Below are 16004 nucleotides of genomic sequence, written 5' to 3'. Positions count from 1 at the left end.
GTGGCCGGCGCACCGCGATGGCTGCACGCGTGGCCCTGGGCGCTCGCCGTGGCCATCGGCATCGCGGGCGGCCTTGCCAGTGCGCGCTGGGCCACCGGCGAGTCGGCGATCGAGCGCGTGCCCACAAACCCATCATGGGCCATCGACCGGCTCGCGGGCGCGGAAGCGGCCGACCTGCACACCCGCGCGCGGATCGCGCGTGTCGGCCTGCTGGCCTTGAGCCGCGACGAGGCGACGTACTACATCGCCGACCGCGATGCCGCCGGCCATCGCCTGCGCGAGGATTGCGCCTACCTGCTGGCCGGCGGTGACCTGCCGGGGCGCTGGTGGTCGCTTACCGTATACGCGGACGACCGTTTCCTCGCGCGCAACGATGACGATGCGCATTCGCTCGGCGCGGCGGGGTTGCCGCGCGGTGGTGATGGTACGTGGCGAATCCGCCTCGCGCCTTCGCGTGAAGGCAACGGGCCCTGGCTCTCCACCATGGGCAGCCGCGCGCCGACGCTGGCGCTGCGCGTCTATCGCCCCGACGCCGCGTTGCTCGCGGATCCTCTGCGCATCGCATTGCCACGCATCGAACGCGAATCGTGCGCCGGGGAGGGGAAGCGATGAAGCGCATGCTGGCTTGCGCAATGCTGGCGCTGGCGACCGGCGTCGCCACGCACTTCGCGTGGGTGTCCGCGATGCCGCACCGGTTGATGGGCGGGGCGATGGATACGCTCGGACGCGATGGCGAGCGGCTGCACCAGTGGATCCACGCTCGCAGGGCGTCGCCGGCGTCGCGCGCCATCGTGCGGCCGTCGCCGGACCTGGCCTACTCGGTCTGCGTGTTCGACCTCTCGCGGGGCGATGTCCGCGTTCGCGTGCATCCGTCGGCCGGCTACTGGTCACTGTCGTTGTATACAGCCAACAGCGACAATGTGCGCACGTGGAACGACACGGGCGCGCCAGGAGGTGTCGAGGTGGTGCTGACGCATGGTGATGCGATGGCGGGCGACGGACGGGTCGCGTTACGCTCGCAGCGTGGCATCGCAGCGGTGCGCAGGCTGGCGCCAACACCCGCGGAATGGGAGGCAGCCGAGGCGATCCGCGAACGAGACCTCTGCGAGGTGCAACCATGATCCGGATCGGCGTGCTCTGCCTGTTGTGCCTGTTGTCGCTACCCGCATTTGGCGATGGCGAGCGCCCCCGGGTGCAGGTCGAAGCGGGCCCGCTTGCAGGCGAACGTCGCGAAGGGGTGGATCGCTTCCTCGGCATTCCCTATGCGGCAGCGCCGACCGGCGAGCGGCGTTGGCGACCGCCGGCTCCCGCCACCGGCTGGGACGGGCTGCGCGATGTCACGGTCGCCGGTGCCGCCTGTCCGCAGGCATCGCAGCAGGCGATCGGTGTCGCGCCTGCGCGGCAGGACGAGGACTGCCTGTTCCTCAATGTCTGGGCGCCCGCCGATGCCGAGCGGCTGCCGGTGATGGTGTGGATCCATGGTGGCGCGCATCGCTTCGGCGCCGGTTCGCTGCCGTACTACGAGGGCGCATCGCTCGCCGGGCGCGGCGTGGTGGTGGTGACGCTCAACTATCGCCTCGGTTACCTCGGCTACTTCTCGCATCCGGCGCTCGATGGCGAGGACGCCGGCGGCAACTTCGGCTTCATGGACCAACTGGCCGCGTTGCACTGGGTGCAGCGGAACATCGCCGCATTCGGCGGCGATCCGGCGCGGGTGACCGTGTTCGGCGAGAGTGCCGGTGGCGTCGCCGTGCTGATGCTGATGGCCAGTCCCGAGGCCGAAGGCCTGTTCGCCGGTGCCATCGTGCAATCGGGCGGCGGCTGGGCGATGCTGCCCGATGCGGTCGCGATGCGGCGCCGCGTACAGGCGGGACTCGACAGGATCGACATGCCGGCGGATGCCGATGCATCCGTGCTGCGCGCGGTGCCCGCAGAGCGTCTGGTGGATGCGATCGCGGCCGATCGCTCGCTCGGCTTCGGCCCGTTCGTGGATGGCGTGTCGGTGGTGCGGCAGCCTGTCGACGTGTTCCGCAACGGTCGGCAGGCATCCGTGCCATTGCTGATCGGCAGCAATACCTGGGAAGGCAGCCTGATGCAGGCGCTCGATCCCGGCGAGCAGGGGCGCCGCCTCGCGGACAGCAAGGCCGTGCGCGAGCTCTACCGAAACGAGACGCAGGACGATGCCGTGCGCCAGCAATTGCTGTTCGGCGACCTGGTGTTCGGCGCGCCTGCACGCTGGATCGCCGCGATGCAGGCACGCAAATCGTCGGCCTGGCTCTACCGGTTCGGCTACGTGCGCAGCGGCCGGCGTGGACAGGTACCCGGCGTGGGGCACGGAAGCGAAATCCCGTACGTGTTCGACGTGCTCGGACGCAGCGGCGGTGGCGCATCGATGTCGGAGATGAGCGAAGCCGACCTGCGGATGTCCCGCGACGTCGCCGACTGCTGGGTCGCGTTCGCGACACATGGACGTCCCGACTGCGTGTTCGCGCCCTGGGATGCGTATAGCCGCCGCCGCGACAACACCATGGACATCGCCGACGACGAAGCGCGCCAGGTCCAGCGCTTGCGCGCGCCGATCCTCGACGCGATCGACCGCTTCTTCTCGCCGGACGCGCGGCGCTAGCAGGCTGTCGAAAAACAGCCTGCTAGGCGACCTCGAACAGCGCCGCCGCGCCCATGCCGCCACCGATGCACATCGTGACCACCACGTGCTTCACGCCGCGGCGTCGTCCTTCGAGCAAGGCGTGCCCGACCATGCGCGCGCCGCTCATGCCGTAGGGATGCCCGATCGAGATCGCGCCGCCGTCGACGTTGAGTCGTTCGTCGGGAATGCCAAGTTTGTCGCGGCAGTAGAGCACCTGCACCGCGAACGCTTCGTTGAGTTCCCACAGACCGATGTCGTCCACCGCGAGCCCGTGCCTGGCGAGCAGCTTTGGCACCGCGAACACCGGGCCGATGCCCATCTCGTCCGGTTCGCAACCCTCGGCGACGAATCCGCGGAAGATGCCGAGCGGTTCCAGCCCGCGTCGCGCGGCCCAGTCGGCCGAGGCGACCACGCAGGACGATGCGCCGTCGGACAACTGGCTGGCGTTGCCGGCGGTGACCACGCCATTCCCGAGCACCGGCTTCAGTCCGGCCAGACCTTCCGCGGTGGTGTCCGGGCGGTTGCCTTCGTCCTTCGACAGCGTCACCTCGCGGCGGCTGGTGTCGCCCGTGGCCTTGTCGGTCGCGACCATCGTCGCCGTGACCGGCACGATTTCGTCGTCGAAGCGCCCGGCCGCCTGCGCCGCCGCGGTGCGTCGTTGGCTGGACAATGCGTACGCGTCCTGTGCCTCGCGCGACGCGCCGTAGCGCTTCGCCACCACTTCGGCGGTCTGCAGCATCGGCATGTACGCGGCCGGCGCGATCGCCAGCAATTCGTCCGACGCGAGCCGGTGCTGGTTGTAGTGGTTGTTCTGCACGAGGCTGATCGATTCGACGCCGCCGGATACGATCACGTCGGCGTCGCCGGAGCGGATCGCGTTCGCGGCGTTGACGATCGCCTGCAGGCCCGAGCAGCACTGCCTGTCGACGGTGGTGCCGGGCGTGCGCACCGACAGCCCCGCGACCAGCGCCGCCTGCCGCGCGATGTTGCCGCCGGTCGCACCCTGTTGCAGCGCGCAGCCCAGCACCACGTCGTCGACTTCGTCTGGCGCGAGCCCGGCGCGCGCGACCGCGGCGCGAATCGCGTGTCCGGCGAGTTCGGCGCCATGCAGGTCGTTGAATGCGCCGCGGTAGGCGCGGCCGATGGGCGTGCGTGCGGTGGAAACGATCACGGCTTCGTTCATCGCCGGGGGTCCTCTTCGGTGGGGGTAGGTGTGGGGCCGTCCGAAGGCCGTCCATCGGCAATGGCGGTGGCGATGACGCCTGAACGCTCCAGCGCATCGAGCGCGCCCTCATCGAGTGCGAGCAGCTCGGCCAGGACCGCGCGCGTGTCGCTGCCTGCCTCGGTGCCCGCCCATCGCACCTCGCCGGGCGTGGCCGAGAGCTTGGGCACGATGCCGGGCAGCACGACATCGCCCAGCACCGGGTGCGGCACGTCGAGCAGCATGTCGCGTTCGCGGTAGTGCGCGTCCTCGAAGATGTCCGGCAGCGTATAGACGCGCGAGACGGGCACGCCTGCGGCCTCGAGTGCGGACTCGACGTCTTTCGCGTCTTGTGCGCCGACCCAGTCGCCGATGATTGCGTCGAGTGCGTCGACGTTGTCCCAGCGTGCGCGGATGGTCGCGAAGCGCGGGTCCTGGATGATGTCCGTGCGCTCGATCGCGCATGCGAGCCGCTCATAGACCGCCTGGCTGTTGGCCGCGATCAGGACGTAGGTGCCATCGCTGGCGGGATAGAGGTTGTTCGGCGCCATCGCCGGCAGCCGAGTGCCGAGCCGCGATGGCACCAGCTTGAGTTTGTCGTAGGTGGGCACCGCGCTGTCCATCATGCTGAAGGCAGCCTCGTACAGCGCCGCGTCGACGACCTGTCCCCGCCCGCTACGCTCGCGTTCGAGCAAGGCCATCATCGCGCCGAACGCGGCGTAGACCGCAGTGACGTAGTCGGTGACGGGAACCGCGACACGCGCCGGTGGCCGGTCGGGATCCCCGATCAGGTGGCGGATGCCGCCGAAGGCCTCGCAAATCGCCCCATAGCCGCCTTTGTGCCGGTAGGGGCCGGTCTGTCCGTAGCCGGAGATGCGCACCATCACCAGGCCCGGGTTGTCGCGCGAGAGGTCCTCGTAGCCAAGCCCGAGGCGCTCCAGCGTGCCGGGACGGAAATTCTCGACCACGATGTCGCATGTCGCGGCGAGTTCGCGGACCAGCTTCGCGCCTTCCGGCGTCTTGATGTCGATGATCGTGCTGCGCTTGTTGCGCATCAGCGCGACGCCGGTCAGCGAGACGTCGCCGTCGCGGAACCCGAGCGCGCGCGCTGGATCGCCCTGTGGCGGTTCGACCTTGATGACCTCGGCACCGAAGTCGGCGAACAGCCGTGTGCAGGCGGGGCCGGCGATGGTGCTGCACAGCTCGAGCACGCGGTAGCCGGCCAACGGGCCGCGCGTGGTGGAGTGCGGATCGGTCATCGGGAAACCTCCGTCGGAGCGGATGCGCGGACGTCGCGATGCGATACGGCGTTCGCCGGTCGCGTCGCGCACGCGGAGGGAGCGACGACGCTCAGTCCTTGCGTGTGCGTCGGCGTGCGGGTTCCTTCGCGGCGATGCGGCCGACGTTCCATGCCGGAGCGCGATGCAGGATGCCCTGCGCGGCTTCGACTTCCCGTGCGCGCAACACCACGAGTCGCCGGGTGTGGCCGACCAATGCGCGCGCGGCGCGTTCGCTGCGGTCCTCGTCGCGCGCCAACAGCGCATCGCGCAGCGCGGCCTGTCGGGCCAGCGATTGCTGGATCCAGCGTTGCGGCGCCGGCATCAGGAAACGGTGCAGCCAGTACGCAGGCTTGCCGATGCGGCGCACCATGTTGGCTGCCATCGCGCTGCCGCAACTGGCTGCCAGCACTTCCGCCGCCTGGTAGGCGACGTGGATGACTTCGAAGAAATCCTTCTGTTTGTGCTCGCGTGCGACCTCTGCAGCCTCGAGCACCTTCTTTGCGTAGCGGGCGAGATCCTCGTCGCTGGCATGGCGGGTCGCCAGCCGCGCGACCACCCCTTCTACCGCCGCCAGCAGGTCGAACAGGTCCGCGATCTCGTCCGGTGATGGATTGATCACCCGCGCGCCGCGCCATGGCATCACTTCCACCATGCCCTCGTGTTCCAGGTTCCGCAGCGCTTCGCGCACCGGCGCCCGGCTGATGCCCAGTCGTTCGGAGACTTCCGGCTCCCTGATCCGGTCGCCGGGCCCGTAGATGCCCGCCATGATGTCGCGCGTCAGCTGGCGCACGACCTTCTCGACCAGGCGGTCGCGGTCCTCGACCGGCGCCATGTCCGGCGAACCGTCGGTCTCGCTGGGCTTGCCGGGAGTAGGCGTCATGACGGGCGTCCTCGCTGCACGGGGAAAGCGGCCGGTGGGGGCGGGGAAGTCGGCCAATCCAATCCTTCGCATTGTCCATGAATGTCGCGGCGCAATGCCTGCTGCTCGCGCACAAGGGGAGGGTGCGGGGGGCTGGTAACCCGATCATCGGCACAAATTGTCGACAGAATTGACGTCAACATAACCGCATCATACCATCCAGTCCAGTCCGTCCTATCCACAAACAAGCCGTTTTGCGGATAGTTCTGGCCAAAGGCGCCTCTATTTTTGTCGACAAAATAGAGACAGGATGATTGGGGTTGGTCCGGCTGTGGGAGGCCTCGGTGAAACCATTCGATACCGAAGAGATCAGGTTCCTGCTGTATGACGTTGCCGGGGCCGACAGGTTCTTCCAGGTGCCCCGCTACGCGCACCTGGACCGGGAGACGGTGGACGGCGTGCTGGATTCGGCAGCGGCCATCGCAGAGCGCTATTTCGTGCCGCACTATCGCGTTTCGGACGCTTGCGAGCCGGAGGTGGTGGAGGGGCGCGTGGCGTTGCCCCCGGAGGTGGCGCAGGCCTGTCGCGCCTACGTCGACGCCGGATTCATGAGCGTGCAGCAGGGTCTGGACGAGGGCGGCATGCAGTTGCCCTGGTCGGCAGCCATGGGGGTCGCTGCATTGTTCCAGGCGTCCAACATCAGCACTCAGGCATTCCTGACGCTGACGTCCGCGGCGGGCAACCTGCTCGCGGCGCATGGAAGCGACGAGCAGAAGCGGCGCTACCTGAAGCCGATGCGCGAAGGGCGCTTCTTCGGGACCATGGCATTGTCCGAACCGCAGGCGGGCAGTTCGCTCGCCGACATCCGCACCACCGCGACGCCCAACGACGACGGCAGTTACGCGCTGACCGGCACCAAGCAGTGGATCAGCGGCGGCGAACACGAACTGGCGGAGAACATCGTCCACCTGGTGTTGGCCAAGATCAAGGGCGCTCCTGCCGGCGTGCGCGGCATCTCGCTGTTCATCGTGCCGCGCTACCGGGTGAACGACGATGGCAGCCCTGGCGAAGACAACAACGTCCGTCTGGTCAGCCTGCTGCACAAGATGGGCTACCGCGGCATCACCAGCACCATCCTTGGTTTCGGTGAAAAGGGCGAGTGCCGTGGCTGGCTGGTGGGCGAGCCGCACCACGGCCTGAAGTACATGTTCCACATGATGAACGAGGCGCGGATCGGCGTGGGTCTCAGCGCGGCCGCGCTGGCCTACGCGGGTTACCGATATTCGCTCGACTACGCGAAGACGCGCCTGCAGGGCCGACCGGTCGACGGCAAGGACCCGGCGACGCCGATGGTTCCGATTGCCGATCACCCGGACGTGCGCCACCTGCTGCTGCGTCAGAAGTGCTACGCCGAGGGCGGACTGGCATTGGCGCTGGATTGCGCGGCGTTCTGCGACGATGCCGAGGTTGCGGACGACGACACGGTGCGCGCCGACGCTGCGCTGCTGCTCGACTTGCTGACGCCGATCGCGAAAGCGTGGCCGTCGGCGTACTGCCTTGAGTCGAACAGCCTCGCGATCCAGGTGCTCGGCGGTTACGGCTACACCCGTGACTATCCGGTCGAGCAGTACTACCGCGACAACCGGCTCAACCCGATCCACGAGGGCACCAATGGCATCCAGGGGCTGGACCTGCTGGGCCGCAAGGTGTCCGCAGGCAACGGCCGCGCGTTGCAACTGCTTTGCGACCGCATCGCCGCGACAGTTGCGGAGGCGAAGGGCGTGACCGGGTTCGAACTCATGGCCTCGCAACTCGAGCGTGCCTGCGCGCGCGTCGTCGACGTCACCGGGCAATTGCTGCAACGCGCCGGCGACCCGAAGGCCATGCTGTGCGATTCCAGCGAGTACCTGGCGATGTTCGGCCATGTCGTCGTCGCCTGGTTGTGGCTGCGGCAGGCATTGGCCGCCGAGCGCGCGCTGCAGGCCGGCGCCGGCGTTCGTGAGGGCTACCTGCGCGGCAAGCTAGATGCGTGCCGCTATTTCTATCGCTGGGAACTGCCCAGGGCGATGTCGACCGCCGACATCCTGGTCGTGCCCGATCGCACCGTACTCGAACTCGATATCGAAGGAATGCATCCATGACCGCCAGTGCAGCCGGCGTTTCCGTCCATCGCGATGGTGCGATCCTCGTCGTCCGCCTCGACAATCCGCCGGTCAATGCGCTGGGCGCGCGCGTCCGCGCGGCGCTGGCCGAAGCACTGGCGCAGGCGCAACGCGATCCCGGCGTCCGCGCGCTGGTGGTGACCGGTTCCGGACGGATGTTCTCCGGCGGCGCAGATATTTCCGAGTTCGACAAGCCGATGCAACCGCCGCAACTACCGGAACTGATCGACCGGTTCGAGGACAGCGACCTGCTCACGGTGGCTGCGATCAACGGCACCGCGATGGGCGGCGCGCTGGAGCTGTCGATGGGTTGCCACCATCGCATCGCGTCCGAGGCGGCCACGATGGCCCTGCCGGAAGTGAAGATCGGCATCCTCCCGGGTGCCGGCGGTACCCAGCGCATGCCGCGATTGATCGGCAACGCCGCTGCGCTTGACCTCATCGTGACCGGCAAGCCGGTGAATGCAGCGAAGGCGTTGTCGCTGGGGCTGGTCGACGAGCTCGCGCCCGCCGAGGATTTCGAGGATGCCGTGCTCGATTACGTACGGCGCCTGCTCGATGCCGGCGCCGGGCCCAGACGCACGCGCGAGCGCGACGTCGACCAGGACGACGCGCTGTTCGAGGCCGCGCTCGCGAAGCTGCCGGACACGGCTGCGAATTTCGCTGCGCGGCGCTGCGTGTTGTCGGTGCAGGCGGCGTCGCTGCCATTCCGCGAGGGGCAGGAGCGCGAATCCGAACTGTTCCTCGAGTGCGCACGCAGCCCGACGTCGGCTGCCCTGATCCACGCGTTCTTCGCCGAGCGCCAGGCCGGGAAGGTCGAGGGGCTGGATCCGGCCACCCCGTTGCTGCCGATCCGCGATTGCGCCGTGCTCGGCGCGGGCACGATGGGCATCGGCATCGCACTGACGCTGGCGGACGCCGGGTTGGAGGTCGGCCTCTTCGACAACTCGCCAGATACGCTGCAGCGCGCATTGGCGCACGTCGAGAAGCACTATCTCGGACTGGCCGCGCGCGGCCGTTTCGACGAACCGGAAGCGCGTGCCCGGATCGCACGGATCATGGCCGGCGACGACGAGCGACTTGCGCGGGTCGACCTGGTGATCGAAGCGGTGTTCGAGGACATGGCGCTGAAGAAGACGGTGTTCGCCGATCTCGATGCGCGCTGCCGGCCGGACGCGATCCTGGCCAGCAACACGTCGACCCTGGACGTCGACGAGATCGCATCCGCGACCGCGTCGCCGCAGCGCGTGCTGGGACTGCACTTCTTCAGTCCAGCCAACATCATGCGGCTGCTGGAGATCGTGCGTGGGCGCGACACGTCCGACAGCGTGCTCGCCACCGCGATCGCGCTGGCCAGGCGGCTGCGCAAGGTCGGGGTGGTCTGCGGCGTGTGCGACGGCTTCATCGGCAACCGCATGCTGGAAGGTTATGGTCGCGAATCCGGCGTGCTGTTGATGGAAGGCGCGTCGCCGGCGCAGATCGATGCGGCGATCACCGGCTTCGGTTTCGCGATGGGGCCGTTCGCGATGTCCGACCTCGCCGGTATCGATGTCGGCTATCGCGTGCGCCAGCAGCGCGGCGTGGATCCGGCGGACGCGATGATCTACGCCGTGGGCGATCGGCTATACGGGATGGGACGGTACGGTCAGAAGACCGGTGCGGGTTTCTACCGCTACGAGTCGGGGAGCCGCAAGCCGATCCCGGATCCGGAAGTGGACGCGATCGTCGAGGAGGAGGCCAGGCGCTTCGGCATCTCGCGCCGCGAGATCCCCGTTGAGGAGATCGTCGAGCGCTGCGTGCTGCCGCTGATCAACGAAGCGGCGAACATCCTCGACGAGGGCATCGCGATGCGCGCCAGCGACATCGACCTGGTCTGGCTGTACGGTTATGGTTTCCCGGCATGGCGAGGCGGTCCGATGCATTACGCGAACACCCTTGGAACCGGACGTGTACTGCAATCGATCCGGCGATATGCCCGTGATGAACGCTACTGGACGCCGGCGCCGCTGTTGGAGCGGTTGGCAGCGGAAGGCAAGTCGTTCGCGTGAGGCGCTAGGCTGCGCGAGATGGGCGACAGGCGCCAGTACGCTGGATTCCCGCAGGCATTTGGCTTCGCCGATACGTTGCGGGTGCCGGCCAGCGACGCGCTGCACGCCGCCATGCGACGGTTGCAGCAGCTTCCGGCGCGGCCTCCTCGGCGACTGGATGAGATTCCCGCATCGCGCATCGCGTTCAACGCCGCCGTGGCCTCGGCATTGCATGCGCAGGATTCAATTGGCGCGGAGGCGATGCCTGCTTCGGCCAGTCGTATTGAACACCACGATGGCGTGGCCGTGCTTCTCGTCCCGCCACAAGGGGAGGTCCGCGGCGCGGTCATCCACATCCACGGCGGTGGCTGGTGCCTCGGCGACCCGAGGTCTTTGCAACCCGCGTTGGTCGGCCTGGCTCGCGCCACCTCGACGCTGGTGGCCAGCATCGACTACCGGCTCGCACCGGAGCATCGGCATCCGGTCGCGCTGCAGGACTGCGTGCGTGCCGTGCGTAGCCTCACTGGGCAATGGCGCAACGAGTACGGTTTCGATGCCGGCCGCGTGGTCCTTGCCGGAGAGTCGGCGGGCGCCCATCTCGCATTGATGGCATTGCCGCTGTTGCGCGATGCGGGCTTGCGGTTCGCCGGTGCTTCCCTCAACTACGGCCTGTTCGACCTTTCCAATACCCTGCCAAGCCGCGCCGGCACCATCGCGTCGCCCTTGCTGGACGCTGGCGCGTGCCGCTTCTACGTGGAAGCTTACCTGGGTGAAGGAGCGTGCGTCGATGTGGCCTCGTCGCCCTGGGAATGGCCGCAAAAGGCGTTCGAATCGCTGCCGCCTGCAATGTTCTGCGTCGGCACGGCCGACCCGCTGTACGACGACAGCGTTGGCATGCATGCGCGCTGGCTGGCGGCGGGGAATGAAGCTTGGCGTGTCGACTACGATGCGGCGCCGCATGCGTTCGACCTGCTGCCGGTGCCTGAGGCCCGGCATCTGGCGGACATGCGCGTGGAGTTCGTCCGGTATTGCCTTGGCGATATCACTAAGCCCCATTGATGATTCTCGTCGCCTACAAGCGCGTGGCGGACTACAACGTCCGCGTCCAGGCCAAGCCGGATGGCTCCGGCGTGGTCGTCGACGGCGTGAAGCTGTCGCCCAACCCGTTCGACGAGATCGCGCTGGAAGAGGCCCTGCGGCTGCGCGACAAGGGCGTCGCCACCGAAGTGGTGGTGGCCACCATTGCGCCCGCCGATGCCCAAGCCCACCTGCGCAACGGCCTGGCGATGGGCGCCAACCGCGCCATCCACGTCGTCACGGACGGGGCCATCCAGCCGCTGACCGCCGCCCGCACGCTGCTCAAGCTGGTCGAGAAGCAATCGCCGGACCTCGTCATCCTCGGCAAGCAGGCCATCGACGACCGGTTCTGCCCCATGAAAAAGGACTTCTCGGAGCTTTCCCGGGCTAGTTCAATGCAGGGTCGCCATGATTGAAATCGTTGTCTCCGTAGTGACAGGAGCCTTGATCTCTTGGCTAGCATCTTGGCGCTACTACAAGCGAGCCGGAGACGCGCTAAAGAGCGAGGCCGATAAGCTTCGTACCCTCACCGAGAGGATCGTTCTTTCAATGGAAGATGATGCGGGCCTGGTGAAGCCTCATGGTCACGGTGTAGGAAGATGCCTTTCCGGCGAAAATGTGGCGGATGCTTCGGCTGCGCAAACGGGTAGAACCTGCAAAACAGATTTCATGATGGAGCCCGTCTCAGACAAATGAACCCGCATGTTCCACTTGCGGGAAATAGTCAATTGATGAACGCTGAAATCGAAAGGATGTACTCCCGGGCTTTTACGGGGAATACCCGCGGGATCAGAAAAGCTCTGCAGATCTGAGCAGCCTCATCTCCATGGTAGCGGGGTGCCAATGTCTAACGCAGTACCTCATCGGTCTGGTACAGCTAACCCGCACCTCGCGTTTCGGAATCTGTTGCAGTCGCTCGGTCTATCGCCAGACGGCTGGTCCTGATCGCATGCTGAACCCACGCCGCAGCCGATATGGCCGCCCACTCGCCGATTCGGGTAGCAGATGGCCCGGGAATGACCCGGGTTCTGCCAATACCCGGGTCGACGTCTGAAGACGACCTGGGGCTCGGGGAGACGTTGTCCAGTATCCACGGCGGAACTCCCGTCCTACGCTCGGTCCGTGACCGTCAACGGAGCGAACCATGAGCGACCAGGACCTGTTTTTTAATGTCAGAGAGGTGCAGCGGGAAGGCGATAATGAGACTAGGTTGGAGGTGACGGCCGGCACGCTGGAGCGCACCCGCGATGGAGGCCAGGCCGGGGTGGGCGACATTCTGATGTACTTGCCTGCGGGCACGGGCATGCAATCAGCGGTGAGCGGCTCGATGGCTTTTCCCGAGCGCGCGGACATGAAGTTCGCGGGCACCCTGGAGGAAATGCGGGTGCTTTGGATGGCGTCCGGAACAAAGGCACGCTTCTTGCGCGACCCGAGGTTCTTGTTCCGACGGCCGTAGGCGCGCGAGGACATCCGGGCCCCCGGTGCATCTTGAAGAGCAGGCTGTGCTGGTCGGGGGTCGAGGCGCTTGGCGCAGGGCTGCCGGGAAAACGCCTCCTTGTTTTGCGAACTGTGAGGTCGGGGCATGTTGATGCATGCATGCCTGGAGCTCGTGATGAATGCCGTTGTCCAGTTCCGCCAACCCCATTCGCCGGCCAGCGCGTCGCTTGCGGACTTCGCTTGCACCTGGTTCGACCAGGTCTCGATCGGCTGGCGCGTGAGCACGCAGCGCCGGGTCGGACACATCCTGCAGCGATACTTGCTGCCCGAGCTGAAGATGCATCGGATCGATGGCTTTGATCGCGCGGCGTTGATGGGGCTTCGCCTGCGGCTCGCGCGCGAGTCGGGTTGCTCTACCAAGCGCATCAATGCGGTATTGCAGGTGTTGGCGCAGTGCCTGGGTGAGCGAGAGTACCGGTATGGCATCGTCAACCCTGGGCGATCGTTACCGCCGCTGCCAGTAGCTCGCCCGCAGATCCAGCCCTTCACCTTGCCCGAGCTCCAGCGTCTCAGGGCTGCCGCACCTGCACACCTGTCCGAGTATGTCTGGATCCGAGGGCTGGTGGGGCTGCGCTCGGGTGAGGCCAATGGCCTGTGTTGGGACTGCGTGGATCGTGCGCGGCGCACGCTCGAGGTTCGTCGCGCGCGCGCGGATGGCCGGGAGAGCCTGCCCAAGACCGCGTCCTCCCAGCGCCTGATCCCGATGTGCGCGGCGGTTGCCGAGGCCTTCGACCGACAGTGGCAGCTGACGGGCAGCGTGGGTGGCTATGTCTTCCTGAGCCGGCGGGGGCGTGCGCTGGACATCCAGAATTTCGCGCGGCGGGATTGGCGGCGGATACTCGAAGCCGAAGGTTTGGCCTTTCGCGGCCCGGAGCAGCTGCGCCACACTGCGGCCACCCTGATGTTGGCTGCAGGAGAGGCACCCACCTTTGTCGCCCAGGTATTGGGGCATGCCGACTGCCGAATGCTGCTGACGATCTATGCCAGGCATGTCGCGGGTGCCACCGGTCGACGGGATGGTGTTGCGCTTGAGGCCATGCTTCGGGAGCGAACGAGGTAAGGGTCGTCGTCCGGGTCGGTGTCGAGATTCTTGCGGACGATACTGCGTCGTGAAATCGTTGCACCACAATGGTTTGGCGGAGTCGGAGGTGATCGCAAGAGTGCGAAAGTGCGAGATTCTGGGCGCCACGCTGGCATGGGGTCGGGCGACCGGAAGAATCTCGACACCGTGTGGTGAGATTCATGGATTAGTCGCGGTAGATCAGTAGGTTGCGAGCGAGTGAATCTCGAACCTTTTTCGCAACGCCATCGCGATCTTCGTTCGTGGCGAGCGAGAAGCGCGGTGGCCTCATGCGGTCCTCCGATGTCGACGTACGCCGGCATTGTCGCGTCTAGGGTCAGCGGGCGATCACGCAAGAGTGACGTGGAGTGATAACGGCGCAAAACGATTGAGTGCGCTGGGAGTTTCGAGCTTTTTCGAAAGTGACGGGACGAAAATTTTCCGCATGTCCTCTTGACACAGCGCGTGGGATCGGGAACGCTCGTAGCCAATCTGGCGTAAGCCAAATGGCGTGACGACCCTAAGCTCGTCAATCATCTAGATTCAGCTCCGATCAAATCGCATTCTGCGCAGCCTGCATCGCAGGCCGCTTCGAGAGTACGCGTCGCATTGCTCATGCATGCGGGCTGCCAATGCCTTGAATGCTCCGTGTCCTCCTGAGAGATGTGCCTTCTCAGGTGTTCACCGTCGGCTAGTTGCCATCATCCCAATCATCTTTTTTTGGAGATGTCCGGTTTCCCTCGGGAAATGGGCCTTGCTGGCACTACTTGCCAGGATCTGCGTCAGTCGTGCGACGCGCAGCATCGCCGCAGAAAACCTAACCAACCCAACCCTTCCGGCGCCGCCGCCGGGCTTCTCCAGCAAGCCATGTGCTTGAAAACGTTGTTCGGATGGCGCCGAACTTGGAGAGGTTGCAGCGATGACTGATACGCCCTACTACCTGCTGATGCAGCAGGCTCGCAAGGTTCTGGCTTTGCGCGATGGTGCTCGATTGACACGCAAAGCAAGACGCTATGCCATCAAACGAGCAGTTTCCTTTCTGGCGAAAAAATTCCATCTGACAAACCTCAAGCAAGTGCGCAGCGTCCATCTGCAGGCCTTGGCTGGCGACTTTCTTGACGATGGAAACTCGATCAGGTCTGTGCAGAACTACATGGCGCACATCCGGTTCCTGCTCAGGAAGTCTGGCCGGGGACAGCTGCTGAAGCACCCCACCGTGTCGAACTTCAGCCTCGGGATTTCTGGAGGCAACCGCGGTGGAGTGCGGGAGCCGCTGGAAGAGCCGGCCATGGCTGAGTTCGCGCGACAGGCGGGCGATCTGGAGTCGGGCGTCGCCTCCGTGATCGAACTTGGGTACTTCGTGGGCCTTCGAGTGCAGGAGGCGGTCATGTGTAGCCATGATCTGGCGAACTGGGAGTCGACGTTGCGGCAGTCGAAACTCGAGCTGCCGGAGTTGCGCGTCTCGCGTGGCGCAAAGGGCGGCCGCCTGCGGCAGGCAGTCATCATTGACGTGCCCAAGACACTCGACGCAATCGGGAGGGCACGCGAGGTCGCAGCATCGACTGGTGGATTCCTGATTCCTGGTGAACTTCCTCAGGCTATTGCCCGCGTCTACAGCATCTGTTCCCGCATTGGCATGACTGGCGCGCAGTCCCCGCATGCCGCGCGTTATGGGTACTGTTGCTGCCTGATTCGCCACCTGCATGGGAAAGGCTGGACTGAACGTGAGGCGCTTGCCAAGGCTGCGAATGCGTTGGGGCATGGTGCCCAGCGCACCGACTGGGTGCGTACGGTATATGGCCAGACGGTTCGGGATCTGTGGAGGCGAGGCGGGTAGCTGGACGCGGTCCACCGGGACTGAGGTCGCCGTCGACTGACGTGGGTACCGAGGATGTCGCTGTCGCTCCAAAGCGTGATTGCAGCAGGCGTCACTCGCGATCACCGGTGGCCTTCGTCGGGAGGCCATCCTCGCGAAACACATGGCGCTGGTACTTCCTGGGACGGTTCGCCATAGACAACGTTGCTTACGATGGAAGCGGAAGAGAGGGAGCTGTCTGATAACGGCAAACGCCGCCATCACCTTCACAGGGCAACTGGGCACCAAGCTGACCCTCGTCGCGTATCCACAAGAGCCAGGAAGATCCGGGTCGTGACAGGGTGAGGTTCGGCGACCCCCACCCCGTCAGTGAGCTGG

13 protein-coding genes and 1 pseudogene are annotated in these 16004 nt (G+C 66.2%); 11 read left to right on the top strand and 3 right to left on the bottom strand.

Annotated features, from left to right (window positions below):
• Genes E2F46_RS06995 through E2F46_RS06985 form a run of 3 tightly spaced genes read left to right on the top strand, consistent with a single transcriptional unit; the run spans position 1 to position 2626 of the window.
• Entirely contained in the window at positions 1 to 612 is a 612-nt protein-coding gene (locus tag E2F46_RS06995; protein WP_165967376.1) for a DUF1214 domain-containing protein, read from the top strand.
• On the top strand, positions 609 to 1121 hold the full coding sequence (locus E2F46_RS06990; RefSeq protein ID WP_133321342.1) for a DUF1254 domain-containing protein: 513 nt from the start codon (positions 609 to 611) through the stop codon (positions 1119 to 1121). Before E2F46_RS06995 ends, E2F46_RS06990 begins: the two co-directional genes overlap by 4 nt.
• Complete coding sequence (locus E2F46_RS06985) at positions 1118 to 2626, top strand: carboxylesterase/lipase family protein (protein ID WP_165967375.1); 1509 nt, start codon at positions 1118 to 1120, stop codon at positions 2624 to 2626. Before E2F46_RS06990 ends, E2F46_RS06985 begins: the two co-directional genes overlap by 4 nt.
• Positions 2627 to 2648: 22 nt before the next feature.
• Here the strand turns inward: E2F46_RS06985 and E2F46_RS06980 are convergent, their stop codons facing one another.
• From E2F46_RS06980 to E2F46_RS06970, 3 genes are all read right to left on the bottom strand, one after another.
• Positions 2649 to 3830 carry an acetyl-CoA C-acyltransferase gene (locus E2F46_RS06980; RefSeq protein WP_133321340.1) on the bottom strand — a complete coding sequence of 394 codons (1182 nt, stop codon included), beginning with the start codon at positions 3828 to 3830 and terminating at the stop codon, positions 2649 to 2651.
• Complete coding sequence (locus E2F46_RS06975) at positions 3827 to 5107, bottom strand: CaiB/BaiF CoA transferase family protein (RefSeq protein WP_133321339.1); 1281 nt, start codon at positions 5105 to 5107, stop codon at positions 3827 to 3829. The genes E2F46_RS06980 and E2F46_RS06975 overlap by 4 nt, the downstream gene beginning before the upstream one ends.
• A gap of 91 nt (positions 5108 to 5198) precedes the next feature.
• Complete coding sequence (locus E2F46_RS06970) at positions 5199 to 6008, bottom strand: GntR family transcriptional regulator (protein WP_165967374.1); 810 nt, start codon at positions 6006 to 6008, stop codon at positions 5199 to 5201.
• Positions 6009 to 6331: 323 nt separating this feature from the next.
• On the opposite strand from E2F46_RS06970, the gene E2F46_RS06965 reads away from it, so the two are divergent.
• From E2F46_RS06965 to E2F46_RS06930, 8 genes and pseudogenes are all read left to right on the top strand, one after another.
• Positions 6332 to 8128 (top strand): acyl-CoA dehydrogenase family protein, encoded by a 1797-nt coding sequence (locus E2F46_RS06965; RefSeq protein WP_133321337.1) that lies wholly within the window; start codon positions 6332 to 6334, stop codon positions 8126 to 8128.
• Positions 8125 to 10197, top strand: a complete 2073-nt coding sequence (locus tag E2F46_RS06960) for a 3-hydroxyacyl-CoA dehydrogenase NAD-binding domain-containing protein (protein ID WP_133321336.1) — start codon at positions 8125 to 8127, stop codon at positions 10195 to 10197. The genes E2F46_RS06965 and E2F46_RS06960 overlap by 4 nt, the downstream gene beginning before the upstream one ends.
• A gap of 240 nt (positions 10198 to 10437) precedes the next feature.
• Complete coding sequence (locus tag E2F46_RS06955; protein WP_165967373.1) at positions 10438 to 11235, top strand: alpha/beta hydrolase; 798 nt, start codon at positions 10438 to 10440, stop codon at positions 11233 to 11235.
• Positions 11232 to 11597 (top strand): annotated as a pseudogene (locus tag E2F46_RS06950) (electron transfer flavoprotein subunit beta/FixA family protein); the annotation flags it as partial. The gene E2F46_RS06955 and the pseudogene E2F46_RS06950, both read left to right, overlap by 4 nt.
• A gap of 64 nt (positions 11598 to 11661) precedes the next feature.
• Positions 11662 to 11949: a LapA family protein gene (locus E2F46_RS06945; RefSeq protein ID WP_133321334.1), complete on the top strand. Its 288-nt coding sequence runs from the start codon at positions 11662 to 11664 to the stop codon at positions 11947 to 11949.
• A 448-nt stretch (positions 11950 to 12397) separates the two neighbouring features.
• Positions 12398 to 12709 (top strand): hypothetical protein, encoded by a 312-nt coding sequence (locus E2F46_RS06940; protein ID WP_133321333.1) that lies wholly within the window; start codon positions 12398 to 12400, stop codon positions 12707 to 12709.
• A 156-nt stretch (positions 12710 to 12865) separates the two neighbouring features.
• On the top strand, positions 12866 to 13810 hold the full coding sequence (locus E2F46_RS06935; RefSeq protein WP_165967372.1) for a tyrosine-type recombinase/integrase: 945 nt from the start codon (positions 12866 to 12868) through the stop codon (positions 13808 to 13810).
• A gap of 919 nt (positions 13811 to 14729) precedes the next feature.
• Positions 14730 to 15647 (top strand): integrase domain-containing protein, encoded by a 918-nt coding sequence (locus E2F46_RS06930; RefSeq protein WP_133321331.1) that lies wholly within the window; start codon positions 14730 to 14732, stop codon positions 15645 to 15647.
• The last annotated feature ends 357 nt before the right edge of the window (positions 15648 to 16004 follow it).

It is taken from the genome of Luteimonas aestuarii (assembly GCF_004357985.1).
GTDB lineage: Bacteria > Pseudomonadota > Gammaproteobacteria > Xanthomonadales > Xanthomonadaceae > Luteimonas > Luteimonas aestuarii.
This window is presented reverse-complemented; position numbering and strand designations above follow the sequence as displayed.